The organism is Streptomyces sp. NPDC051987 (assembly GCF_040680735.1).
In the GTDB taxonomy this organism is placed as follows: domain Bacteria; phylum Actinomycetota; class Actinomycetes; order Streptomycetales; family Streptomycetaceae; genus Streptomyces.
Genome location: NZ_JBFAXI010000003.1, coordinates 26352 through 49807, shown reverse-complemented (window position 1 = coordinate 49807; position 23456 = coordinate 26352). Strand labels below are relative to the sequence as shown.

The window sequence follows — 23456 nt, the reverse complement described above, 5'->3', positions numbered from 1 at the left end:
CCGCCGACCCGTGAGAGGTCTAGTCCACTTGCGTGGTGTAGACCTTATTGGTCAGACATATTGAACGACGAGACAGTGGGACAGGAGCAGTACACGTGCGGCGGCGTAGGGCAGGAATGATCGCGGTGGTGTCCGCAACGGGCATGACGGCGGTCCTCGGTGGATGCGGGACGACGGGATCCTCGGACGTCACCCTCAGACTCGTCGCCGCCGACTACGGGGACTCCGCCGCCAACAGCTCCCAGAAGTACTGGGACAAGCTGACCGCGGCGTACGAGGCCCGGCACTCCGGCGTGAAGATCGACGTCACCGTCTACTCGTGGAACGACGTCGACCGCAAGGTCAAGGACATGGTCGACGCCGGCCAGGCCCCCGACCTGGCGCAGATCGGCTCGTACGCCGACTACGCGGCCGCCGGCAAGCTGTACGAGGCCGGCGACCTGCTCTCCATCCCGGTCCAGGCCGACTTCCCGTCCCAGCTCGCCGAGGCGGGCCAGTGGAAGCACGCCCAGTACGGCATACCCTTCGCCGCCTCCACGCGTGTCCTCTTCTACAACAAGACACTGTTCTCCGAGGCCGGCATCACCACCCCGCCCACCACCTGGGACGAGCTCGCGGCCGACGCGAAGGCGCTCAAGGCGGACGGCGTGAAGTACCCGTACGCGCTGCCGCTCGGCCCGGAGGAGGCGCAGGCCGAGACCATGCAGTGGCTGCTCAGCGGCGGCAGCGGCTACACCGACGACAGCGGCACGTACACCATCGACTCCGCGCAGAACGTCAACACCCTCAGCTGGCTCAAGGACGAGCTGGTCGGCAAGGACCTGACCGGCCCGGTGGCACCGGGCAACCTGAACCGCGCGACCGCGTTCGCCGCCTTCGCCGACGGCCAGGTCGGCATGCTCAACGGCCACCCCACGCTGATCAAGCAGGCCGAGAAGAAGGGCGTGAAGTTCGGCACCGTGCCGATGCCGGCCCGCGCCGGCCAGACCACCAGCACCGCGTCCATGGGCGTCGCCGACTGGATGGCGGCCTTCCGGCAGAACGGCCACGCCGACCAGGTGGGCGACTTCCTCGACTACGTCTACAGCGAGAAGAACGTCCTCGCCTTCTCCCGCGAGTACGGCCTGCTGCCCGTCACCACGTCCGCGTCCCAGACGATGGCCGACTCCACGCAGCCCCAGGACAAGCAGCTGCGGCCCTTCCTGGAGCAGCTCCCGACCTCCGAGCTCTACCCGGTGGGCAAGACCTCCTGGGCCGCCGTCAGCGCCGACATCAAGAAGCAGATCGGTACGGCGGTGAGCCCGAGCGGCAGCCCGAGCGGCGTCCTCACCCGGCTCCAGGCCGAGGCGGCGACGGCCGACAGCCGTACGGCCGGGACCGGCTGAGCGCTACGGTTCTCGCCATGGACCGGCATGAACTGGGCGCACGCGAACAGGCCATCCTCGCCCTGGAACGCCGGGGCTTTCCCAGCCCCGGCGCGAAGGAACGCGCGATTCGCGAGGAACTGGACCTGGCTCCGGTGCGCTACTACCAGCTTCTGAACGCCCTGCTGGACGACGAGCGGGCGCTGGCCCACGACCCGGTGACGGTGAACCGGCTGCGCCGGGTACGGGAGGCGCGCCGCTCGGAACGCTGAGGCCGGGGGTTCTCGCCCCCGCCGCCCCTACCCGTCCCGTCCTCCATGGGGCTGCGCCCCCTTCGCCCCCCATCGACCGTCTGCATGTGCGCGTCGGTGGGGGCTGGTCGCGCAGTTCCCCGCGCCCCTGACGGGCGCGTCTGCATCTGCCAGCCGGTTGGGGGCTTGTCGCGCAGTTCCCCGCGCCCCTGACGGGCGCGTCTGCATCTGCCAGCCGGTTGGGGGCTTGTCGCGCAGTTCCCCGCGCCCCTGAAGGGCGCGGTGCCGGTGGGGGGTGGTCGTGGCCACGCGGTGGAGGCGCGCATCGACACGGACCCGCGCGCCTGACGGGGCGCGATAGTGTCGGCCCATGGGAACCCACATCACGGAACCCCTCCCGACGCCCCGCACGGCCGCCGGTCGCGACGGTCTCGCCGCGCTTCTCGCGCGCCCCGGGTCCGCTCTCGTCGGCCTCGACTTCGACGGCACCCTCGCACCGATCGTCGCCGACCCCGAGCAGGCGCGGGCCCACCCGGACGCCGTACCGGTGCTCGCCGCACTCGCGCCGAAGGTGGCCGCCGTCGCCGTCGTCACCGGCCGCCCGGCCGAGGTGGCCGTCCGCTACGGCGGCTTCGCCGGCGTACCCGGCCTGGAACACCTCGTCGTCCTCGGCCACTACGGCGCCGAGCGCTGGGACGCGGCGACCGGCGAGATCACCGCACCGCCCCCGCACCCTGGCATCGCCGCGGTCCGCGCCGAACTCCCCGCCCTCCTCGACCGGGCCGGCGCCTCGCACGGCACCTGGATCGAGGAGAAGGGCCGGGCGATCGCGGTCCACACCCGCCGCGCCGACGACCCCCAGGCCACCTTCGAAACCCTCCGCGCCCCCCTCACCGACCTCGCCACCCGGCACGCCCTGATCGTCGAACCGGGCCGCCTGGTCCTGGAACTCCGCCCCCCGGGCATGGACAAGGGCGTCGCCCTGCGTGAGTTCGCCACCCGGATCGGCGCCGACTCGATCCTCTACGCCGGCGACGACCTCGGCGACATCCCCGCCTTCGCCACCATCGAGAAACTCCGCGAGGAGGGCGTCCCGGGCCTGCTGGTATGCAGCGGCAGCACCGAGGTGACCGAGCTGGCGGACCGCGCGGACGTGGTGGTGGAGGGCCCGGAGGGAGTCGTAAGACTGCTGAGGAGCCTGGCAGCCCTGAGCGTCCCGCACTGCAGCGCCCCGTAAGGGGCGCGGGGAACTGCGCGACCAGCCCCCACCGGCCCGCAGCCGAACCTCTACCCGGCCTGCCCCTCCGACGCGCCCAACGCCCCCAACTGCTCAAGGAACCAGGCGGCCGGCGGCAACGCCGTAGCCGCCTCGGCCAGCCTCTTGCACCGCTCCGCCCGCTCTTCCACCGGCATGGCCAGCGCCAGCGCCAGCGCGTCGGCGGTCCCGCCGATGTCGTACGGGTTCACGACCACCGCGTCCTCGCCCAGCTCCTCGTACGCCCCGGCCTCTCGCGACAGCACCAGCGCGCATCCCTCGTCCGACACCACCGGGATCTCCTTCGCCACGAGGTTCATGCCGTCGCGGATCGGGTTCACCAGCGCCACGTCGGCCAGCCGGTAGGCCGCCAGCGAGCGGGCGAAGTCGTCCTTGACGTGCAGCACCACCGGCGTCCAGTCAGGCGTCCCGTAGGCGGTGTTGATCTCGTCGGCCACCCGCTGCACTTCCGCGGTGTAGTCCCGGTAGACGGCGAGGTCCTGGCGCGACGGATACGCGAACGCGACATGCACCACCCGCTCCCGCCACTCGGGATGGTCGTCGAGCAGCTGCCGGTACGCCAGCAGTCCCCGCACGATGTTCTTCGACAGCTCGGTCCGGTCGACCCGGACGATCGTCTTCCGGCCTTCCCCGATCTCCTCCCGGAGAGCGGCCATCCGCTCGTCCACGTCCGGCTCGTGCGCCCGCTTGCGCAGGAAGTCCGCGTCGGCCCCCAGCCCGTGCACCCCGATCCGGGTCCCGCCGGAGGACGGATCGGCGGCGGGGATGCCCGGCCCCAGCACCGCGTGGCAGCAGGCGACGAACGCGTCCGCCCACCGCCGCGTCAGGAACGCCGCGTGGTCGGCGCCCAGGATCCCGCTCAGCAGCTCCGCGGCGATGTCGTCGGGGAGGAGCCGGAAGTAGTCCGGCGGCGCCCAGGGGGTGTGGGAGAAGTGGCCGATGCGCAGGTCGGGGCGCAGGCGGCGCAGCATCCGCGGGGCCAGGGCCAGGTGGTAGTCCTGGATGACCACCACCGCGCCCTGTCCCGCCTCCTGCGCCAGCGCCTCGGCGAAGGCGCGGTTGTAGGCCTGGTACGCACCCCACTGCCGGCGGAACTCCGCGTCGAAGACCGGCTCCAGCGGGGTCTGGTAGAGCATGTGGTGGACGAACCAGAGGACCGAGTTCGCGATGCCGTTGTACGCGTCGGAGAACACGTCCGCGTCGATGTCGAGCATCCGGACCCGCTGGCCGCCGGTGTCCTCGGCCGGCAGCGTGCCGCCCTCGGCCCGCCGCACCGCCTCCCGGTCGCCGTCGCTCAGCGCCGCGCACACCCACACCGCGTTCGCGTCCGGCCCGATGGCCGACAGTCCTGAGACCAGTCCGCCACCGCCCCTCCTGGCGTGCAGGGAACCGTCGTCGCGCAGCTCGTACGAGACCGGGCCGCGGTTCGAGGCGACCAGCACCTCGGCACCGCCGGTGGAAGCCATGGGAGAAGCCATACGCCTGAACCTAGCCCGGCCCGTAAACGCTCAAACGTACGGCGGCGTCCGACGCGCCGCCGTATACGGCCGTAGGGCGACGTCAGGCCACGACGTCGGCGGGGGCGTCAGCGGCGACGTCACGCCACCCGGCGCTCGGCGTACTCGGTGATCTCCACCATCGGCGGGCGTTCCTCGGTGTCCACGGAGTACGTGCGCGGTTCGAAGCCGTCCTCGCCCCGCTCGAACTGGGTGAGGGAGGGGCGGATCAGGTGGCCGCGGGCCAGCCGGAGCTGCGCCGTGCGGTAGATCGCGGCGGACATCCGGCCGAGCGCCTGGCCGTCCTGGTGGCGGTGTTTGCGGACGCCGACGTCGACCTGGGCGAGGGCGTCGAGGCCGACCAGGTGCAGGGCGTCGACCAGCATGCCCAGCTCCACGCCGTAGCCGACCGGGAAGGGCAGCTGCTCCAGCAGCGAGCGGCGGGCCGCGTACTCGCCGCCGAGCGGCTGGACGAAGCCGGCCAGCTGGGGCCAGTGCATGTTCAGCAGCGGGCGGGCCATCAGTTCGGTGACCCGGCCGCCCTGTCCGGCCGCGCCGCCGAGCGGGCGGTCGTACATCGCCTTGACCAGGTCCACGTCCGGGTCGGTGAGGAGCGGGCCGACGATGCCGGTGACGAAGTCGGAGGAGAACTCCCGCAGGTCGGCGTCGACGAAGCAGACGACGTCCCCGGTGGTGACCAGGAGGGAGCGCCAGAGGACCTCGCCCTTGCCGGGGACGGCGGGGATGCGGGGCAGGATCGCGTCGCGGTGCACGACGCGGGCGCCGGCCGCCGCGGCGACGGCGGCGGTGCGGTCGGTGGAGCCGGAGTCGACGACCACGATCTCGTCGACGAGCGGTACCTGCTGCATGAGGTCGTGACGGATGATCGCGACGATGTCGCCGACGGTGTCCTCCTCGTTGAGCGCGGGCAGCACGACGCTGACCGTCTGCCCGGAGGACCGTTTGGCGGCCATGACCCGGTGCAGGGGACGTTCGGTCACGGACCAGGAGCGGGTGGCCAGCCAGCGCTCGACTTCTTCCAGCACGGTCAGCGGCTCCTCACTGTCACGGTCACACGACGGGGTGTGATCCATCTCGCGGTTCGGACGACTCTCTCAACTGTCCTGGCCTTCGGTTACAGTCTTGAACAACGCCGATGACCATCGCATGTCCTGGGTCGTCCGGCGCCGACAACCGCATACAGCTCATCCAGAGGGGCAGAGGGAAACGGCCCGATGAAGCCCCGGCAACCCTCCAGTCGGTTCTCGTAGATCGCCGGTCAGTGTCGATCGTCCGCGAGGCTCCCGGCTAGGGAAGGTGCCAAATCCGTCTCACGGCGAGATGCGTCGTGAGGAAGATGAGGAGAAAGGGCCTCGCCTCACATGGCTGTGCAGACTGTTGCAAGCACCACGGATTCCACCGTCGACCTCGGTCCCGCCGCTGCCCTCAGCTGCCGCGAGTGCGGTCACCGGGTGCCGCTCGGCCCGGTGTTCGCCTGCGAGGAGTGTTTCGGCCCGCTGGAGATCGCGTACGACTTCTCGGCCTACGACACCGAGGAGCTCCGCAAGCGGATCGAGGCGGGCCCCACGAACATCTGGCGCTACGCGCCGCTGCTGCCCGTCCCGGCGGACGTGGCGACCAAGCCGAACATCAACCCCGGCTGGACCAAGCTGGTCAAGGCCGACAACCTGGCCCGCGAGCTCGGGGTGACCGGCGGGCTGTACGTGAAGGACGACTCCGGCAACCCGACGCACTCCTTCAAGGACCGCGTCGTCGCCCAGGCCGTCGAGGCCGCCCGCGCCTTCGGCTACACCACCCTCTCCTGCTCCTCCACCGGCAACCTGGCCGGCGCGGTCGGTGCCGCCGCCGCCCGCGCCGGCTTCCGCTCGTGCGTGTTCATCCCGCACGACCTGGAGCAGGGCAAGGTCGTCATGGCCGCGATCTACGGCGGCGAGCTCGTCGGCATCGAGGGCAACTACGACGACGTGAACCGTTTCTGTTCCGAGCTGATCGGCGACTCGGCCGGCGAGGGCTGGGGCTTCGTCAACGTCAACCTGCGGCCGTACTACGCGGAGGGCTCCAAGACCCTGGCGTACGAGATCTGCGAGCAGCTCGGCTGGGAGATCCCGGACCAGCTGGTCATCCCGATCGCCTCCGGCTCGCAGCTCACGAAGATCGACAAGGGTCTGCAGGAGCTGATCAAGCTCGGCCTGGTCGAGGACAAGCCGTACAAGATCTTCGGCGCCCAGGCCGAGGGGTGCTCGCCGGTCTCGGTGGCCTACAAGGCGGGCCACGACGTGGTGCGGCCGCAGAAGCCGAACACCATCGCCAAGTCGCTGGCCATCGGCAACCCGGCCGACGGGCCGTACGTCCTGGACGTCGCGCGCCGTACCGGCGGTGCGGTGGAGGACGTCACCGACGAGCAGGTCGTCGACGCCATCAAGCTGCTCGCGCGGACCGAGGGAATCTTCGCGGAAACCGCCGGCGGGGTGACGGTTGGAGTCACCAAAAAGCTCATTGAGAATGGGTTGATTGATCCGGCGAAGTCGGTCGTTGTACTCAACACCGGTGATGGACTGAAGACGCTGGACGCGGTCGCGGGCACCGGGCTCACCGCCACCATTCGCCCGAATCTGGAGTCTTTCCGTGCGGCCGGGCTCGCCTGAGTCCCCGAGAATTAGGGCGTTGCCCAGACCGGAGGTCAAAAACGTGAGCGTCACCGTTCGCATCCCCACCATCCTGCGCACCTACACCGGCGGTCAGGCCGAAGTCACCGCAGAAGGCACCACCCTGGGCGAGGTCATCTCGGACCTGGAGAAGAACCACACCGGGATCTCCGCGCGCGTCCTCGACGACCAGGGCAAGCTGCGCCGTTTCGTCAACGTGTACGTCAACGACGACGACGTCCGCTTCGAGCAGGGCCTGGAGACCGCCACGCCCGACGGCGCCGGCGTCTCCATCATCCCGGCCGTGGCCGGCGGCTGACCTGGCCCCTCTCGTGACGTGATGGCCGAATGACCGAACATTACCTTCGGTAATGGCCCTCACCGACTGTTCACTTGATTGCCCCCTCCGTGAGAGAAGCGGAGGGGGCAATTCTGTGTGGTTGAGCGCGGTACAGTTGGGGAACGCGGTCCCGATCTCCAGGTCGGGGGCCCTGTATTCGACACCGCAGGCCCGGCAAGAAGTAGCCAAAGTGCGTGGGTTATATGCGGCTTTTGTGGCCTTTGTGGGGCCCGACTTGCCCTGAATTCGGCCGAATTCTTGCTACATTCCGGACCCCTTCCGTCCAGAATTCTCGTCCGATTGACCTGTTGCAGACGGCAGTTGGACAGATACATTCAGCCGCGGTCGACGCGTTCCGGCGCACGCCCCCAACCAATGGGGGGTGAGGTCTGACCCGGATCCGCGAAGTGTGGATCTGTGCAAGGGCCAGTAATAGGGGAGTTAGGCATGGCTCAGGGCACCGTCAAGTGGTTCAACGCGGAGAAGGGGTACGGCTTCATCGCGGTCGACGGTGGTGCGGATGTTTTCGTCCACTACAGCGCGATTCAGATGGACGGCTACCGCACCCTGGAAGAGGGTCAGCGGGTCGATTTCGAGATCTCGCAGGGCCAGAAGGGGCCGCAGGCGGACATGGTCCGACTGGCGACCAGCTGAAGCACGCGCCGACTGACAGCGACGTTCTTCTGTACTTCTTCGAAGGGCTCGTGCCTCCCGGGGCACGAGCCCTTCGGCATGCCCGGCGCATGCCCGGCGCATGCCCGGGAGGGCCTGACTCCAGGGGTCGATACCGGGCAGGCGCTTGCACTCGGCATGGGCGAGTGCTAATCATTGGCGTTAGCACTCTGAAGGTGAGAGTGACAACGAAGGACCGGGTCGGTGAGGCCCGCAGGCCGGGTGGGGCAAGGAACCCACGGGCCGGCGAGCCGTCCGTCGCGGGCGCGGGCGCGGTCCGAAGACTCACCCCCAGTCCTGGAGGGACCACTTCACATGGCCAAGATCATCGCGTTCGACGAGGAGGCGCGGCGCGGCCTTGAGCGCGGTATGAACCAGCTCGCCGACGCCGTCAAGGTCACCCTCGGCCCCAAGGGCCGCAACGTCGTCCTTGAGAAGAAGTGGGGCGCCCCCACGATCACCAACGATGGTGTGTCCATCGCCAAGGAGATCGAGCTGGAGGACCCGTACGAGAAGATCGGCGCCGAGCTGGTCAAGGAAGTCGCCAAGAAGACGGACGACGTCGCCGGTGACGGTACGACCACCGCGACCGTGCTCGCCCAGGCCCTGGTCCGCGAGGGCCTGCGCAACGTGGCCGCCGGTGCCAACCCGATGGCCCTGAAGCGCGGTATCGAGAAGGCCGTCGAGGCCGTCTCCGGTGCCCTGCTGGAGCAGGCGAAGGACGTCGAGACCAAGGAGCAGATCGCCTCCACGGCCTCCATCTCCGCCGCCGACACCCAGATCGGCGAGCTGATCGCCGAGGCCATGGACAAGGTCGGCAAGGAAGGCGTCATCACCGTCGAGGAGTCCCAGACCTTCGGTCTGGAGCTGGAGCTCACCGAGGGTATGCGCTTCGACAAGGGCTACATCTCGGCGTACTTCGCCACCGACATGGAGCGTATGGAGGCGTCCCTCGACGACCCGTACATCCTGATCGCCAACTCCAAGATCGGCTCCGTCAAGGACCTGCTCCCGCTGCTGGAGAAGGTCATGCAGTCGGGCAAGCCGCTGCTGATCATCGCCGAGGACGTCGAGGGCGAGGCCCTGTCGACCCTGGTCGTCAACAAGATCCGCGGCACCTTCAAGTCCGTCGCCGTCAAGGCCCCGGGCTTCGGCGACCGCCGCAAGGCGATGCTGAACGACATCGCCATCCTCACCGGCGGCGAGGTCATCTCCGAGGAGGTCGGTCTCAAGCTGGAGAACACGACCCTCGACCTGCTGGGCCGCGCCCGCAAGGTGGTCATCACCAAGGACGAGACCACCATCGTCGACGGTGCCGGCTCCACCGAGCAGGTCCAGGGCCGGGTCAACCAGATCCGCGCCGAGATCGAGCAGTCCGACTCGGACTACGACCGCGAGAAGCTCCAGGAGCGCCTGGCGAAGCTCGCCGGTGGCGTCGCCGTCATCAAGGCGGGTGCCGCGACCGAGGTCGAGCTCAAGGAGCGCAAGCACCGCATCGAGGACGCCGTGCGCAACGCCAAGGCGGCCGTCGAGGAGGGCATCGTCGCCGGTGGTGGCGTGGCCCTGCTGCAGGCCTCCTCGGTCTTCGAGAAGCTGGAGCTGGACGGTGACGAGGCGACCGGCGCGCAGGCCGTGAAGCTCGCCCTGGAGGCCCCGCTGAAGCAGATCGCCGTGAACGCCGGCCTCGAAGGCGGCGTCGTGGTGGAGAAGGTCCGCTCCCTCACCCCGGGTCACGGCCTGAACGCCGCGACCGGTGAGTACGTCGACCTGGTCGCCGAGGGCATCATCGACCCGGCGAAGGTGACCCGCTCTGCCCTGCAGAACGCCGCCTCCATCGCCGCGCTGTTCCTCACCACCGAGGCCGTCATCGCCGACAAGCCGGAGAAGGCCGCCGCGGCCGCTCCGGGCGGCATGCCGGGCGGTGACATGGACTTCTGAGCCTGACGGCTCGGAATTTCTGAGCCTGACGGCTCGGATGTCCTGACGCAGCACCGAGGGCGGCATCCCCTGTTCGACAGGGGATGCCGCCCTTCGGCGTTCCCGCGACGGCCACGGGACCGCGGTCCTCGTGTCCTGGGTCACACGGCAACGGCGGGGGAGCGGGAATGCGCACCCCGGGCTGATCGTTCTCCCAGAGGAGCACTCGATGCGTGTGCACATACCGACCGGTACCGGACCTGGGTGAACCGCCCGGGTTCCCGCCCCCCCTCACGAGGAGACCCCCACGTGACCGTCACCACGTCCCCCGCCTCCCGCGCGGCCGAGATCCTCTCCCGTCCCATCGTCCTGAACGGGCTCACGGTCCCCAACCGGATCGTGATGGCCCCGATGACCCGCCAGTTCAGCCCCGGCGGCGTGCCCGGCGACGACGTGGTCTCGTACTACGCCCGCCGGGCCGCCGCCGGTGTCGGTCTGATCGTCACCGAGGGGACGTACGTCGGCCACGAGTCGGCCGGGAACAGCGACCGCGTCCCGCGGTTCCACGGCGAGGAGCAGCTGGCGGGCTGGGCGAAGGTCGCCGAGGGGGTGCACGCGGCCGGCGGCACGATCGTCCCGCAGCTCTGGCACATCGGCATGGTCCGCAAGCAGGGCCAGGCGCCCTACGCGGACGCCCCCGCCGTCGGCCCCTCCGGCGTCCGTCTGGACGGCGCCGAGGGCGAGGGCCGGGCGATGACCCAGCAGGACCTCGACGATGTCGTCCGCGCGTTCGCCGAGGCCGCGGCCGCCGCCGAGCGCACCGGCTTCGACGGCGTCGAGCTGCACGGCGCCCACGGCTACCTGATCGACCAGTTCCTGTGGGCGGGCACCAACCGCCGCACCGACGCGTACGGCGGCGACCCGGTCGCCCGCACGAAGTTCGCGGCGGAGATCGTGGCCGCCGTCCGTGCGTCGGTCTCCCCGGAGTTCCCCGTCATCTTCCGCTTCTCGCAGTGGAAGTCCGACAACTACGACGCCCGGCTCGCCGAGACCCCCGAGGAGCTGGAGGCGGTCCTCACCCCGCTGGCCGCCGCCGGCGTCGACGTCTTCCACGCCTCCACGCGCCGCTACTGGCTCCCCGAGTTCGAGGGTTCCGACCTGAACCTGGCCGGCTGGACCAAGAAGCTCACCGGCAGGCCCACCATCACCGTCGGCTCCGTCGGCCTGGACGGCGAGTTCCTCAAGGCGTTCGCCGGTGAGGGCGCCACGACCAGGGGCATCGACGACCTCCTCGACAGCCTGGAGCGCGAGGAGTACGACATGGTCGCCGTCGGCCGCGCCCTGCTGCAGGACCCCGAGTGGGCGGCGAAGGTCCTCGGCGGCCGCGCGGACGAGCTGAAGCCGTTCGACGGGGCGGCGCTGAAGACGCTGAGCTGAGCCGGTTCCGTCACGGCCGCTCGGCCGACGGCGCGGTGATCCGCTTCTCGAACCAGTGGTGGGCGTAGGGCTCGTCGTTGAAGGCCGGGACCTCCTCGAAGCCGAAGGAGTGGTAGAGGCTGATCGCCGAGGTGAGCGTCTTGTTGGTGTCCAGGCGCAGGGTGTCGTGGCCGTGCCGGGCGGCCCGCGCCTCCAGTTCGGTCAGGAACCGGCGGGCGAGCCCGAGCCGGCGGGCCCGCGGGTCGACCCACATGCGCTTGATCTCCGCCGGAGCATCGGACGGCAGCTTCACCCCCGCGCAGCCGACGGGTTCGCCGTGCAGCCGGGCGACCAGGAACAGGCCGCGCGGGGGCCGCAGTTCACCGGCGTCGGGCAGCAGGCTGCGGGCGGGGTCGAAGCCGGTGTCGAAGCGCTCCTGCAGTTCGGCGAAGTAGGCCAGCAGGCAGTGCCGGGCGTCGGGGTGATCGGGGTCGACGGTGTCGAGGGTGACCGTGCTGGCGGTCAGCAGCCGGTCGACCTCGGCCATGGCCGCCACCAGCCGGGCGCGCTGCGCGGTGTTGAGCGGCTGGAGGAGGGAACCGGCCAGGTCGTCGCTGCGGTCGTCGAGCAGGGCGCGCTCCGCCCGCCCCTTCTCGGTCAGCCGCACGGTGCGCACCCGCCTGTCCTCGGGGTGCGGCTCCACCGCCACCAGGCCGTCGCTCTCCAGGGAACGCAGCAGCCGGCTGACGTACCCGGAGTCGAGCCCGAGTCGCTCACGCAGCCGCCGCACGTCCTGGTCCCGCTCGCCGATCTCCCAGAGCAGCCGTGCCTCGCCGATCGGCCGGTCACGGCCCAGGTAGCGGTCGTGGAGCACGCCCACGCGCTCGGTGACGGTGCGGTTGAACCGCCGGACCTGCTCGATCTGCGCCTCATCCATTCTCTGACTTTAGTCAGAGAAGCTGGGGGCTGCCTAGAGATTGCCCAGGGGCTCGATGTCCACGTGCACCGGGGTGCCCCACACGCGCAGCACCTCGTAGTCGGTGAACTCGTGCACCAGTCGGTAGGCCATGGCCGGCCGTGACCCGCGCCGCTGGGCGGCCAGATACAGCTCGGCCTCCCGCCGGTCGCGCCGGGGGGTGCCGCACAGCTCCCACTCCCTGCCGTTCCACGCTTCCGGCAGCCAGCGCTGCTGGGGCTGCGGCCGGTCGGCGCGCACGCCGTACCGGGACATGGACGGACCGGCGGCCTCTCCCGGCGTGGACGGCCGGGGCCCGCCGCCGTACTCGGACCGGCGCGCCGCCCGCCGCCGCGTCTCGCACAGCAGGCACAGGTCCGGGGCGCTCTCGTCCACGGGCCCCTGCGGATGCTCGGCGCACCGGGTGGTGGGCGCGGCCGCGCTGACGCTCTCCTCCAGCAGGTCGAGCGCGCGCCGCAGGTCGTCCTTCACCTCGTGCAGCTTGGCGTCGGGCGTGTCGCCGGTCAGGGCCTCCCCGTGCTCACCGAGCAGACGAAGGGCCCGGCCCAGGGCGGTGAGCTGGGAGTGGTTCATGGGGACCAGGGTGGCACACGGCGCTGACAACGCCCTGTGAAGGTCAGTACGCGTATGTCTTGAGTGGCTCGGTGTCGAGAGTGACGCTCACAGGCGGCGGAAGTTCGACGGTGGCGCCCCAGGGATGCGCGAGCGTCTGGCGGTAGCGGCCGTCCTTGGGCTCGCTGTGCACGACGACTGTGCAGTTGTCGCGGTCGATGAGGAGGTAGACGGGGATGTTGGCTTCCGCGTAGCCGACGGGCCTCGCGTGAACGCCGCCCACCAGTCATCGTCGCGTGCGGTACGGAACCACCACGATCGGGTGATCCAGCGACGACTTCCCGACTCGGCCAGATGTTCCCGGCCCCGCCTCAAATGCCCTGCCCGCTGGAGGTTGTTCAGGGCCGTCCGGAGGGCGCACTGCCCGTACGGGAGCTGCTTGGCCAGCGTCTTCACGGAGATGTCGGCGCCCTCGGGGAGCCGGTCGACGTACGCGGCGATGGCGGCTTCGCGCGGGGGGAGGTGGGCGAAGTCGTGCGCGGAGCGGCGGTGTTGGTCCGGCGCTGACCGCTTTCCGTACCCCGGGTTGGCCATGGGGTGCGGGGCGGCGTGCGCGGGCACGGGGGCAGCACTAAGCTGGCTGTCAGCCATGGGATCGCTGTTTCCGATCTCGTTGGTCAAGCCCCCGCAGGTGTTGCTAGCGCCTGGCGGGGGCTGTTTCGTTCGTTGTGCGGGCACGCTAGACGATCGTGACTGTGCGTGGCAAACCGAACGCGTCAAGTCAACGCGCCGGGTGGGAGGGTGGGTTGAGGCCCTCCCACCATTCCTTGAAAAAGGGGCTCGGGGCTGGGCGCCCGAGGCTCAAGCCGGCTCAAACGCCGTGGCCCTTGAGGTTTTCGACGAAGGCTGACCACGCTTCCGCCCGGAACACGAGCTCCGGGCCGCGGGGTGCCATTTTGGAGTCGCGGACGGGGATGAGGGCGGGGTGCGCGTCGGAGACTTCGAGGCAGTCGCCGCCCTGTCCGCCGCTGTAGCTGGACTTTCGCCATGTGGCGATGCTCGGGTCGTACTCAGGCAAGTTCCTCATGCTCGTAATCCTGCGCCGCCGACTCGATCAAGACCAGGGAATCCGATGGAGAAAGGGAAGCGGCGAGGAGGAGTTTGAACATCTGGGCATGGCGGGCCACGACGGCCGGGTCGTCGAGCAGCCTTCCCACGTCTGGGGCTTCGACGAACGAGAGCGGTGGCCCGTCGGTGAACTCCATCAGCTTCAGGGGGCCGTCCAGCGAGGCGTGCGCGCCCGCGCGGAACGGCAGCACCTGCACGATCACCCGCCTTCGGCGGATCAGTCCGGCGAGGTGGTGCAGGGCTTCGGCCATCACGGAGGGCCCGCCGGTCGGCCTGCGTAACGCGGCCTCGTCAATCACCGCCCACAACAACGGCACTGTTGGGTCGTCGAGCAGGTGAGTCCGCCCCATCCGGGCCGATACCAACTCCTCGATCACCTGCTCCGGGGCCGTCGGCTTGTAGGCACGGAACACTGCCTCGGCGTAGGCCCTGGTCTGGAGCAGCCCCGGAATGAGCAGCGCCGCATACTGACTGATCGCCGTGGCCCGTGCCTCAGCCTCCGCCGCCTCCGCGAAGTGATCCGGGTACCTCGACTTCGCCGCCGCCTCGCAGTTCCGCTGGAAGAAGTCGTCCGTCTCCAGGGCCTCGTCCAGCAATCGTGCGTACTCCGGCTGCATCCGCCGTGTCCCTGCCTCCAGCTGGCCGATGAACGACCCGCTCACGAACAGCCGTTGCCCCAACTCCGCCTGGCTGAGCCCCTTCCGCTCCCGTGCGTGCCTCAACTCCGCTCCCAGCAGGGCGCGCGGTGACGACGACGGATCCAGATCCTTCGGCCCTGCCATGTGCACGCCCCTATCCGACAGACGAGGTTGTTGGGATGCCGTGTCTAGCCAGGCTAGGGCCGCGATGGACACGCTGTGTGGCGAAATGCGAACTCAGCGTGGAGGTATGGAATGGTGCTGCGGACCACCGAAGAGGTCGTGGAGTCGCTGCGGGCAGCGCTGAAGGGTGTCGGTGTCGTGTTGCCCTCGCTCTGCGTCGACCCGGTGACCGGCGCGAGCGACGAGCCGTTCGCCTTGGTCGAACTGGGGCGGTGCAATATCCGGGTCGCAGAGCGGCTTGCCTCGGTGGTGCGGGGGGAACGGCCGCCCGTCGGGGCGTATGTGACGGACGTACGTGACGGGCGGACCGGCGAGGTCAGGGGGCATGTGGGCGGGCGGGTGCAGGTGCGGCCCGTGGCCGGTGGCCGGGAGTGGGACTGCCCGGCGGGGTCGCTGGAGCCGGCGCCGCCGCAGGAGGTGCTGCGGGCGCAGGTACGGCAGGTCAACAGGGCTGGGCGGCTGCCCCGCTGACGCCTCGGAATCCCTGCCCGTACGCCGCTGTGAGGGGTGGCCCGGTCTGTGGTGTCGCAACCATGAGCGTTGAGGTGGCGGTCGTCCGAGAAGCGGACGGCGAGTCGGTCGAGGCATCGGCGCGAGAATCCCAGGTATACCGTCGTGTCGACGGACATCACTGAGCGCGAGCTGACCCGTCGCTGGGAAGGCGTTCTGGTCGCTCCGGCTCGCGGGAGTGAAGTGGGTGTCCTCGACCTGGCGGGAACGGCCGCTGCCTTTCGTGCCGATGGACGACTCCTGGGTTCCCGCGGGGGGCGGCGTGGCCGCACATCCTCGACGCGCTCGGCGGCGGAGGAGCCGGCGACCGCTGAAACCGGCGACGGCGTTCACGCTGAGGGTGGTCGTGCTGTCATTCCGGGTCCGGGGCGCGGGTCTTGTGGTAGATGACGGCGGCCCGGTGACGGAGGCTCGGCGGGAAGGTGGTGTCGTTGTGGAGGGCGCGCAGTACCGTTCGCCCTCGCTGCGGGTCGTCCCGAAGGAGCCGCTCGGCGGCCCACAGGCGACTGAAGCCGTCCATCGTGGAGTCGAGGGCGAGTCTTTCGAGCAGTCCGGCGATGCCGTCGGGACGGAGCTCTGTCAGCTCCCTCGCCGCCCTTTCCCGGTGGGAGGAGTCAACTCGGACGTCCTGCGCGATGTCGAGCAGGAGGAGACCGGCGGTCTCCGCATCGCTTTCGGCCAGCTTCAGCGCCGTTGCTATCCGCTCACGCGGTGGGCCGAGCCTGAACGCCGTGAACTCCGCGGCCGCGCGGTCGTACGGGTCCAGGCCCGGGTCCTGGGCGACGTCATGGAGGAGCTCGGCGGCTTCGGTCAGCCCGAGGTTGCCCAGCTCGGTCGCCGCCAGCGCGCGACTGAGGCTGTCCAAGGTCTTGTCGTGGGCGAATTCCCGGGTGAGCGCCACGCCGTCCGCCTCGCCCGTCTCGGTCAGCATCAGGGCCGCGATCACGCGATGGTATCCGTCCAGCGACCGGTCACGGGCGCACTCGTGAAGCAGACGCACGGTGGTGGCGATGACGTCCTCGGGAAGCGAGGTTCCCAGTCTCACCTGCTGGTTCAGGAACTCGAAGCCGTCCAGGCCCGCACGCCGCGAGGCCATCCTGCCCAGGAACTCCTGCCTGAGGGGGTGGTCCTCCGGCGTGATGTCGAGCAGGAACCCGTCGTAGGGGTCGTTCCGCGGCGGCTTCCAGTACCTGATCCCCCACCGTCGTGGCTTGATCCCCGGCGGCGGCTCACTGCCAGGCAGGCACCGGGCCGGACGGATGTAGGTCCGGCGGAAGACGGCACGCAGTCTCGCCTCGTCGTCGATGACATGGCGGGCGGCGAAGTACTCCACGAAGGTCCGGTGCGTGAAGGCCAGGTCGTGCGAGCGCCGGGTGAGCAGTCCGGTGCCGGACACGACGGACTCCAGGAAATCCCGCCAGTGCCTCTCCGGCACCGCCTTGGGCCGTGCGGCGCACGGGTGGTCCCGCACGATGTCGAGAACGGGCCGGTCCCCGTGCTGTGCGAAGAGCAGACGGTGGGCGAGGTCGGCCAGCACGTCCGGGAGGCCCTGGACGGTCCGCTCCGCCGCGGCCTCCGCGTCGGAGCCGTACCGTCTCAGCGCGGCACGGGCCTGGGGCACGGCGCCGGCCGCGTACTGGCGCTCGTGCAGCAACTCGACGAAGTCCCCGTAGATCGCGCCGCGCCCGCGGGGGAGCGGGTTCTCGGGGGCCTCAGCCCGGAGCTGGCAGAGCATGGACATCGTCAGCGGGACCCGGGCGAGTTCGGTCAGCCGGGCGGTGTCCAGGGCCGTGAGGAACTGCCGTGCGCCGTGCTCGCGTCCGGGGATGCCGAGAGCGTGGAACCAGCCGCGCGCGACGCGCTCCAGCTCGTCCGGCCGGAACGGCTCCAACGCGTAGCGCGGGACCTCGGGGCCGAGGACGCCGGGTTCGGCCTCGGGTACGGGGCGGCTGGTCACGACGAAGACGTACTGGTCACCGGCGTGGGCCACAATCCTGAGGACGTCCTTCCGGCCGGCGGGGTCCGTGATCTCGTCGAGGCCGTCGACCAGGACCAGCCAGTCGCGCCCCGGGCCCGGACGGTTGTCGAAGAAGGCGTCGGGCAGGGGTGTCGTCAGGCCGTACTGGGGGAGCTGGGCGTTGACGGCCTCGACGAGTGCCCTGCTCAGGGGAGCGCCCTGGAGAGCGGCCGCGGGTACCAGGACCGGCGCGGGGCCTCTGGCGGACGGGCCGTCGAGCCATTCGGCGGCACCGTGTGCGAGACGGGTGCGCAGCAGACTCGACTTGCCGACGCCCGGTCCGCCGATCAGCAGACAGGTTCCCGCACCGGTCAGGACCTCGTCCGCGGGCCGCGACGCGGACACGGTGGGCAGCGCCTCCAGGCGTACGACCCGCTGGCGCACGTACACCTGGGACAGCGGTGGCATGACGCCGGGGACGACTCCGGGGTACGGGTGCTCGGTGGCGGCGAGCCGGGCGGCACGCAGGTACCGTTCCAGATCCGTGCCCACGGGGCTCAGCCAGGGCCGGCCGCCCCCGTGACGCTCCAGCAGGCCCGTGAAGGCCGGATCCTCGACGAACGACCGAGCCGGGCAGGCGTGCAGCCGCCGGTTCTCGAACGCCTCGTCGTCGTGGACGACGACCCCGACGAGACGGTCCCGGCAGAAGACCGCGCTGCCGGACGCTCCCGCCCACGCCTTCGCGCCGCCCGGCGCGGGCCCCTGGTCGAGGACGTACAGGTCCTGCTCGCCGACGCCTCCGCTCAGCACCGGCAGTTCGCCCCGCAGGTGCTCGACGGTGTACTGCCCGTTCTTCACCGTCGCCGACGGGAAGCCGAGAGCGTCGTACGGAAGCGGGTCGTTGCCGGCCGGAGCGCCCCAGCGCACCTCGCCGGGCACGTCGACGGAGTCGTCGAGCAGGAGCAACGCCACGTCACGACCGTCGGGGTGGGTCCAGCAGACCCGTGCCGCACAGCGCCGCGTGCCGTCCTGAGGGTGCCCCACCCGCACGTCGATACGAGGCCAGGACCGTCCTGGCCCCTTCTCGACGACATGCCGGGCCGTGAGCACCAGACGCGGTGCGACCAGGTACCCACTGCCGATCCGCCGGAACTCCCCCTCTTCCCCGCCCCGGATCAGGGCGAGCCGTCGGCGGTCCAACTCAGCCTTCTTCGTCCCAGGAACCGGACCGCTCTCCGCTGATCTCGGGGTTGCTGCCACCCGCCGCCCGGTCCTTGACCCGCAGCTTGAGCGTCAGCTTGTGCGACCGGGCCGTCGAGTGACCGGCGCCCACGCCCGCGGTCGCCACCCCGAACCGCAGCCTCCCGTCGCCCTTGACGTCGTCCCGCAATTCCAGAAGCAACTCCAGCTGGGCCTCCTGGATCTCGAAGGCGAACTGCTCCCGGGCGCCCCGGTCCTGGGCCTCGTACAACTCCTGACGCAGTTCCTCGATGGCTGCCGCCAACCCGATGTTCGTCATGCACTCCCCCTGATCGCGGACCCGTGGAGAGCAGTGTGCCAACTCGCGACCGTGACCGAGAACAGCCAGAGCTTCCCGCGACGTCGCCGACAGTCCTGTGAACTGCGACCTGACAGGGGGTTGTGGGGCGGCACCGGGCACCGCGCCGACGGCGACCCCCGTGACCTCATCCGGTGGATCGCCGAGGTGACCGGCCGGCCGGGCGGCCGGCGCCGCTGAAGCAGACGTAGGTCGCCAGGAATCCCACGGCGTAACCGGTCAGCAGGCCGCCCGCGTAGATCGCCGCTGCCAGGGCCGGGCCCCTGTTCCCCGTGAGGAGCGGGAACAGGGCCCAGCCCGAGGGGCCGATCGCGGTGGCGCCCACCCGGTCGCCGAGCAGCGCGAAGAAGCCGACGAAGGCGCCGCCCGCCGCCCCGCCCGCGCAGGCGGTCAGGAACGGGCGGCCGAGGGGGAGCGAGACGCCGTAGATGAGGGGCTCGCCGACGCCCAGCAGACCCGCCGGGAGCGCCGACCTGATCGTCGTGCGCAGCGAACTGTCGTGGCGGAGGCGGACGTAGACGGCGAGGGCCGCCCCGACCTGGCCGGCGCCCGCCATGGCCAGGAGGGGGAGCAGCACGGTGTAGCCCTGCTGCTGGATGAGGGTGGTGTGGATGGGGATCAGGGCCTGGTGCAGGCCCAGCATGACGAGCGGGAGGAAGAGGCCGCCGAGGAGGAGTCCGGCGAACGGTCCGGTGGTGGCGAGCAGCCAGTTCGCGGCGGTGCCGATGGCGGCGGAGACGCGACCTGCGGCGTACATGATCCCGTAGAGCGTGGCCAGTCCGGCGACGAGGACGGTGACGGTGGGTGTCAGGAGCACGTCGAGGGCGTCGGGGACGCGGCCCCGGCACCACCGTTCGACGTACGTCGCGAGCAGCGCCGCCGCCAGCGCCCCGAGGACCCCGCCCTGCCCGGGGGCGAGCGTCACCCCGAAGGCCGTCACCTTGGCGACGCCCGGACAGACCACGATCGCCGCGACCGCGCCCCCGAGGATCGGCGTCCCGCCGAACACCTTCGCCGTGTTGTAGCCGACGAACACGCTGATCAGGGCCATGAAGCCGGAGGCGATGGCGGCGAGGGCGGGGGTGAGCCAGGGCAGCCGGCCCGTGTTCACGAGCAGCCCGTTCAGCCCGGCGAGCACGCCGCAGCCGATCAGGGCCGGGATGAGCGGCACGAAGACGTCGGCGACGCGGCGGAGGGCGGTCTTGAGCGGGGTCGCGTTGCGCCGGGCACGGTCCGCCTTCAGCGCGGCGCCACGGGCGGCGAGATCCGCGGGGTCGTGATCGGGCCGGGAGGCTCGGGTGCCGGTGCCGGTGCCGGTGCCGGTGCCTGTGCCAGGGCTAGGGCCTGTGCCTGCGCCAGGCCCGGTGCCTGTGCCTGCGCCAGGCCCGGTGCCTGTGCCTGCGCCAGGGCCGGTGCCGGTGCCTGTGCCAGGGCCGGTGCCGGTGCCGGTGCCGGTGCCTGTGCCGGTCCCGGTGCGGGGGGCGGTGCGGGTGCGTCGTGGGTGCTCGCGCAGTTCCCCGCGCCCCTTCGGGGCGCGTTGCGGTGACGCCCCGTCGGCGCCGAGCAGCCTTTCGAACTCGGCGGTCACCGTCACCACCGCGCCCGGTCCGATCACCACCTGGAGGGTGTCCCCGTCGGCCACCACCCCCAGCACCCCGGGCACCGCCCGCACCGCCTCCGGGTCGACCCTCTCCCGGTCGGCGACGCCCAGCCGCAGCCGGGTCATGCAGTGGGCGACGGAGGTGACGTTCGCGGGGCCGCCCACCAGAGGCAGCAGCGCGGCGGCGGTGTCGTACGGCGATCTCTGCACCCCCCGAGCGTGCGGGTCAGCGGCCCGTCGTGGTGAGTGCCGCGCGCAGATGACCGCCGGACTCCTCCAGAAGGCGGGCCGCGGTGGGCCCGTCGACGCCGGCCAGGATCACCAGCACGGCGTTCTTCACCTCGCCGCCGGTGGCCGTGAGGGCCGCCTCGATCTCCGCGTCCCCGGCGCCGGTCGCCAGGGCCACGATCCGCCGCGAACGGGCCCGCAGCTTCTCGTTGGAGGCGCGGACGTCGACCATCAGGTTCCCGTAGGTCTTGCCGAGCCGGATCATCGTGATCGTCGACAACATGTTGAGGACCAGCTTCTGGGCGGTGCCGGCCTTGAGCCGGGTGGAGCCGGTGAGCAGTTCGGGGCCGACGACGACCTCGATACCGTGCTCGGCGGCGGCCGCGAGCGCGCTGTCCGCGTTGCAGGAGAGGCCGACGGTCAGGGCGCCGAGGGCGCGGGCGTGCTCGACGGCGCCGACGGCGTACGGGGTGCGGCCGGAGGCCGAGATCCCGACGACGGTGTCGGCGGCGCCGAGGGAGAGCGCCGTGAGATCGGTCCGGGCCAGCTCCGCCGAGTCCTCGGCCCCTTCGACGGACGTGACCATGGCCGCGGGCCCGCCCGCGATCACCCCGACGACCTGACCGGGCCGGGTGCCGAAGGTGGGCGGGCACTCCGAGGCGTCCAGGATCCCGAGCCGCCCGGCGGTTCCGGCCCCGGCGTAGACCAGCCGGCCGCCCTGGGCCATCCGGGCGGCGATGGCGTCGATCGCGGCCGAGATCTCGGGCAGCCGGAGAGCCACGGCACCGGCCACCGCGGCGTCCTCGCCGTTCATGAGGCGGGCGATGTCGAGGGTGGGCAGCGTGTCGATCTCGGCGAGCTCGGGCCGGAACGCTTCGGTGGTGAGCGCTTCGAGCTCGCTACGCAAGGAGTGGTGTTCGGTGGTCATACGGATACGGCTCTTTTCAACGCGGACGACTGCACTTACCCAGGGGCGCGGGGCTGTATCGATATACGCCTCCGCCGCGTGAGCGCGACAAGCCACGCCGAACCGGCACGCCCTCACGATGATCAAGCCCTACGGTCTATCGAGGCAGACTCCGGTGCCGATGAGCCAACGCCTCATATGACGCCGCCAGCGCCGGCGCCGCCGCCTCGTACGTCCGCTGCGCCACGCCCACGAACAGACAGTCCACCACCAGCAACTGACTCGTCCGGGACGACATCGCCGCCGGCCGCAGCTCGCTCTCCCGCGAGGTCGACGTCGTCAGCACATGGTCGGCGTACCGCGTCACGGACGACCCCGGCCGCCCGGTGATGGCGACGGTCGTGGCCCCCCGCTCGAAGGCCACCCGCAGCGGCTCTATGACATCCCCGGTCGCCCCGGAGTGCGTGATCGCTATCGCCACGTCCCCGGCCCGCAACTGCACCGCGTTGGTGACCGCGAGATGGGGATCGCTGTGGGCGTGCGCTATCCGCCCTATCCGCAGCAGTTTCTGCGTGAGGTCCTGGGCGACCAGCCCCGACGCCCCGATGCCGTACACGTCGGTCCGCCGCGCCCCGGCGAGCGCGCTGACGGCGGCCCCCAGCTGCACCGTGTCGAGACCGGCCGCCGTGTCCGCGAGGGTCTGCCGCTCGTCGTGGGCGAGTTTCGCGACGACGTCGGCGATCGGGTCGTCGACCGCGATGTCGGTGGTGATCGCGGGCGCCCGCCCCGACTGCTGCTGCGCGGCCAGCCCGGCGAGGGCGAGCCGCAGGTCGCGGTAGCCTGGGTAGCCGAGCAGCCGGGCGGTGCGCACGACGGTCGCCTCGCTGGTGCCGGTGCGTTCCGCCAGGCCGGTGACCGTGAGGGCCGCGCAGCCGGCCGGGTCGCCGGCGACGGCCTCGGCGACGCGCTGCATGGAACGGGTCATGGAGGGCGCGAGGGTGCGCACCTTGGCCGCGAGGGCGGCGGGAGCCGGTGGTACGGCGCCGCCGCCCTGTCCAGCGTTGCCGAAAGTTTCCTTCACTTTCTCGGTCACCCTTGAAAGATATTTTCGGTTCGCCCTCCGGTCAACACCGCGCACAATGGGTCCATGGACCCCGTGAACCCCCTGGAGCAGTCGTTGCACGCCGCCCGCGCCCTGGTCCTCGCCGACCTCGTCGCCGGCGAGGTCGCCGAGGCGGACGTGGTCTCGCTGGTCGAGGACTCCGTCGTGCAGCGCCGCTGGTGGGTCCAGCAGTGGCCGGACGGCGCCGGGTACGTGACCGGGCTGATCGCCCAGGACGTGCAGGACGCGCTCCTTGAGCGGTACGGCCGCTGGCCGCTGTGCCCGGTGTGCGGCTCCGGCGACCCGCACGCCCTGGACGTCGAACCGGAACTCGGCCCGGACCCGCACTGGGTGTGCCACAAGGCCGGTGTGAGGGTCGCCTCCGTCGGCTCCCTGGGCAGTTCCCTGGGCGGCGGGACGCCGTCGTCATGACGGTGTACATCGACCCGCCCGACTGGCCGGGACACGGCCGGATGTGGTCCCACCTGGTCAGCGACGTCTCCTACGCCGAACTGCACGCCTTCGCCGCGGACCTGGGCGTGCTCCGCCGCGCCTTCGAGCGCGACCACTACGACATCCCCTCCCACCGCTACGCGGACGCGGTGCGAGCCGGTGCCGTGCAGGTCAGCAGCCGCGAGGTGGTGCGGCTGCTGACGCGGGCCGGTCTACGGCGACGCAAGAGGCGGCAGGCGTCTGCGGGGCGGGGCTGAGGCGGCTTT

General features: G+C 71.1%; 23 protein-coding genes, 1 pseudogene and 1 riboswitch. Of the genes and pseudogenes, 11 read left to right on the top strand and 13 right to left on the bottom strand.

Features of this window, described 5'->3' with window-relative positions; genetic code table 11:
* The first annotated feature begins 116 nt into the window (after window positions 1-116).
* The 3 genes from AB0M11_RS02210 to otsB all read left to right on the top strand — a co-directional run bounded on the left by AB0M11_RS02210 (window position 117) and on the right by otsB (window position 2852).
* Window positions 117-1385, top strand: coding sequence for an extracellular solute-binding protein (locus AB0M11_RS02210; protein ID WP_365700685.1), 1269 nt, complete (start codon window positions 117-119; stop codon window positions 1383-1385).
* Window positions 1386-1402: 17 nt separating this feature from the next.
* Window positions 1403-1636 (top strand): DUF3263 domain-containing protein, encoded by a 234-nt coding sequence (locus AB0M11_RS02205; RefSeq protein WP_365700404.1) that lies wholly within the window; start codon window positions 1403-1405, stop codon window positions 1634-1636.
* A gap of 349 nt (window positions 1637-1985) precedes the next feature.
* Window positions 1986-2852, top strand: coding sequence for a trehalose-phosphatase (gene otsB, locus AB0M11_RS02200; protein ID WP_365700402.1), 867 nt, complete (start codon window positions 1986-1988; stop codon window positions 2850-2852).
* 50 nt (window positions 2853-2902) lie between these two features.
* On the opposite strand, the gene AB0M11_RS02195 is transcribed toward otsB, so the two are convergent.
* Complete coding sequence (locus AB0M11_RS02195) at window positions 2903-4357, bottom strand: trehalose-6-phosphate synthase (RefSeq protein WP_365700683.1); 1455 nt, start codon at window positions 4355-4357, stop codon at window positions 2903-2905.
* Window positions 4358-4488: 131 nt separating this feature from the next.
* Entirely contained in the window at window positions 4489-5433 is a 945-nt protein-coding gene (locus tag AB0M11_RS02190) for a glucosyl-3-phosphoglycerate synthase (RefSeq protein WP_365700400.1), read from the bottom strand.
* 156 nt (window positions 5434-5589) lie between these two features.
* Window positions 5590-5751, top strand: a riboswitch (SAM riboswitch).
* An 18-nt stretch (window positions 5752-5769) separates the two neighbouring features.
* Between AB0M11_RS02190 and thrC the strand changes: the two genes are divergently transcribed.
* From thrC to AB0M11_RS02165, 5 genes are all read left to right on the top strand, one after another.
* Complete coding sequence (gene thrC, locus AB0M11_RS02185) at window positions 5770-7053, top strand: threonine synthase (protein WP_365700398.1); 1284 nt, start codon at window positions 5770-5772, stop codon at window positions 7051-7053.
* A gap of 43 nt (window positions 7054-7096) precedes the next feature.
* Window positions 7097-7372, top strand: coding sequence for a MoaD/ThiS family protein (locus AB0M11_RS02180; RefSeq protein WP_181803350.1), 276 nt, complete (start codon window positions 7097-7099; stop codon window positions 7370-7372).
* 468 nt (window positions 7373-7840) lie between these two features.
* Window positions 7841-8047 carry a cold-shock protein gene (locus tag AB0M11_RS02175; protein WP_019057200.1) on the top strand — a complete coding sequence of 69 codons (207 nt, stop codon included), beginning with the start codon at window positions 7841-7843 and terminating at the stop codon, window positions 8045-8047.
* A gap of 333 nt (window positions 8048-8380) precedes the next feature.
* Entirely contained in the window at window positions 8381-10003 is a 1623-nt protein-coding gene (gene groL, locus AB0M11_RS02170; RefSeq protein WP_365700396.1) for a chaperonin GroEL, read from the top strand.
* A gap of 288 nt (window positions 10004-10291) precedes the next feature.
* Window positions 10292-11419, top strand: coding sequence for an NADH:flavin oxidoreductase (locus AB0M11_RS02165; RefSeq protein ID WP_365700394.1), 1128 nt, complete (start codon window positions 10292-10294; stop codon window positions 11417-11419).
* A 10-nt stretch (window positions 11420-11429) separates the two neighbouring features.
* Here the strand turns inward: AB0M11_RS02165 and AB0M11_RS02160 are convergent, their stop codons facing one another.
* From AB0M11_RS02160 to AB0M11_RS02135, 6 genes and pseudogenes are all read right to left on the bottom strand, one after another.
* Window positions 11430-12335 (bottom strand): helix-turn-helix domain-containing GNAT family N-acetyltransferase, encoded by a 906-nt coding sequence (locus tag AB0M11_RS02160; protein WP_365700392.1) that lies wholly within the window; start codon window positions 12333-12335, stop codon window positions 11430-11432.
* A 33-nt stretch (window positions 12336-12368) separates the two neighbouring features.
* Window positions 12369-12947 carry a hypothetical protein gene (locus AB0M11_RS02155; RefSeq protein WP_365700390.1) on the bottom strand — a complete coding sequence of 193 codons (579 nt, stop codon included), beginning with the start codon at window positions 12945-12947 and terminating at the stop codon, window positions 12369-12371.
* A 43-nt stretch (window positions 12948-12990) separates the two neighbouring features.
* Entirely contained in the window at window positions 12991-13119 is a 129-nt protein-coding gene (locus tag AB0M11_RS02150; protein ID WP_365700388.1) for a hypothetical protein, read from the bottom strand.
* A 68-nt stretch (window positions 13120-13187) separates the two neighbouring features.
* Window positions 13188-13520: pseudogene (locus tag AB0M11_RS02145) on the bottom strand (hypothetical protein); the annotation flags it as partial.
* Window positions 13521-13797: 277 nt separating this feature from the next.
* A complete protein-coding gene (locus tag AB0M11_RS02140; protein WP_365700386.1) occupies window positions 13798-14013 on the bottom strand; it encodes a DUF397 domain-containing protein in 216 nt (71 codons plus the stop codon).
* Complete coding sequence (locus tag AB0M11_RS02135) at window positions 13997-14836, bottom strand: helix-turn-helix transcriptional regulator (protein ID WP_365700384.1); 840 nt, start codon at window positions 14834-14836, stop codon at window positions 13997-13999. The genes AB0M11_RS02140 and AB0M11_RS02135 overlap by 17 nt, the downstream gene beginning before the upstream one ends.
* Before the next feature lie 117 nt (window positions 14837-14953).
* Here AB0M11_RS02135 and AB0M11_RS02130 point away from each other — a divergent pair, with 117 nt between their 5' ends.
* Window positions 14954-15346 carry a hypothetical protein gene (locus tag AB0M11_RS02130; RefSeq protein WP_365700681.1) on the top strand — a complete coding sequence of 131 codons (393 nt, stop codon included), beginning with the start codon at window positions 14954-14956 and terminating at the stop codon, window positions 15344-15346.
* 391 nt (window positions 15347-15737) lie between these two features.
* Here AB0M11_RS02130 and AB0M11_RS02125 read toward each other — a convergent pair whose 3' ends face one another.
* The 5 genes from AB0M11_RS02125 to AB0M11_RS02105 all read right to left on the bottom strand — a co-directional run bounded on the left by AB0M11_RS02125 (window position 15738) and on the right by AB0M11_RS02105 (window position 22728).
* Window positions 15738-18542, bottom strand: coding sequence for a trypsin-like peptidase domain-containing protein (locus tag AB0M11_RS02125; RefSeq protein WP_365700382.1), 2805 nt, complete (start codon window positions 18540-18542; stop codon window positions 15738-15740).
* A 1-nt stretch (window position 18543) separates the two neighbouring features.
* Window positions 18544-18861 (bottom strand): trypco2 family protein, encoded by a 318-nt coding sequence (locus tag AB0M11_RS02120; protein ID WP_365700380.1) that lies wholly within the window; start codon window positions 18859-18861, stop codon window positions 18544-18546.
* Between the two features lie 166 nt (window positions 18862-19027).
* Window positions 19028-20710: a PTS transporter subunit EIIC gene (locus tag AB0M11_RS02115; RefSeq protein WP_365700378.1), complete on the bottom strand. Its 1683-nt coding sequence runs from the start codon at window positions 20708-20710 to the stop codon at window positions 19028-19030.
* 16 nt (window positions 20711-20726) lie between these two features.
* Window positions 20727-21656 carry an N-acetylmuramic acid 6-phosphate etherase gene (murQ, locus tag AB0M11_RS02110; protein WP_365700376.1) on the bottom strand — a complete coding sequence of 310 codons (930 nt, stop codon included), beginning with the start codon at window positions 21654-21656 and terminating at the stop codon, window positions 20727-20729.
* 136 nt (window positions 21657-21792) lie between these two features.
* Window positions 21793-22728, bottom strand: coding sequence for a MurR/RpiR family transcriptional regulator (locus AB0M11_RS02105; RefSeq protein WP_365700374.1), 936 nt, complete (start codon window positions 22726-22728; stop codon window positions 21793-21795).
* A 54-nt stretch (window positions 22729-22782) separates the two neighbouring features.
* Here AB0M11_RS02105 and AB0M11_RS02100 point away from each other — a divergent pair, with 54 nt between their 5' ends.
* A complete protein-coding gene (locus tag AB0M11_RS02100) occupies window positions 22783-23169 on the top strand; it encodes a hypothetical protein (protein ID WP_365700372.1) in 387 nt (128 codons plus the stop codon).
* Complete coding sequence (locus AB0M11_RS02095) at window positions 23166-23447, top strand: DUF4031 domain-containing protein (protein WP_365700370.1); 282 nt, start codon at window positions 23166-23168, stop codon at window positions 23445-23447. The genes AB0M11_RS02100 and AB0M11_RS02095 overlap by 4 nt, the downstream gene beginning before the upstream one ends.
* Window positions 23448-23456 lie beyond the last annotated feature (9 nt).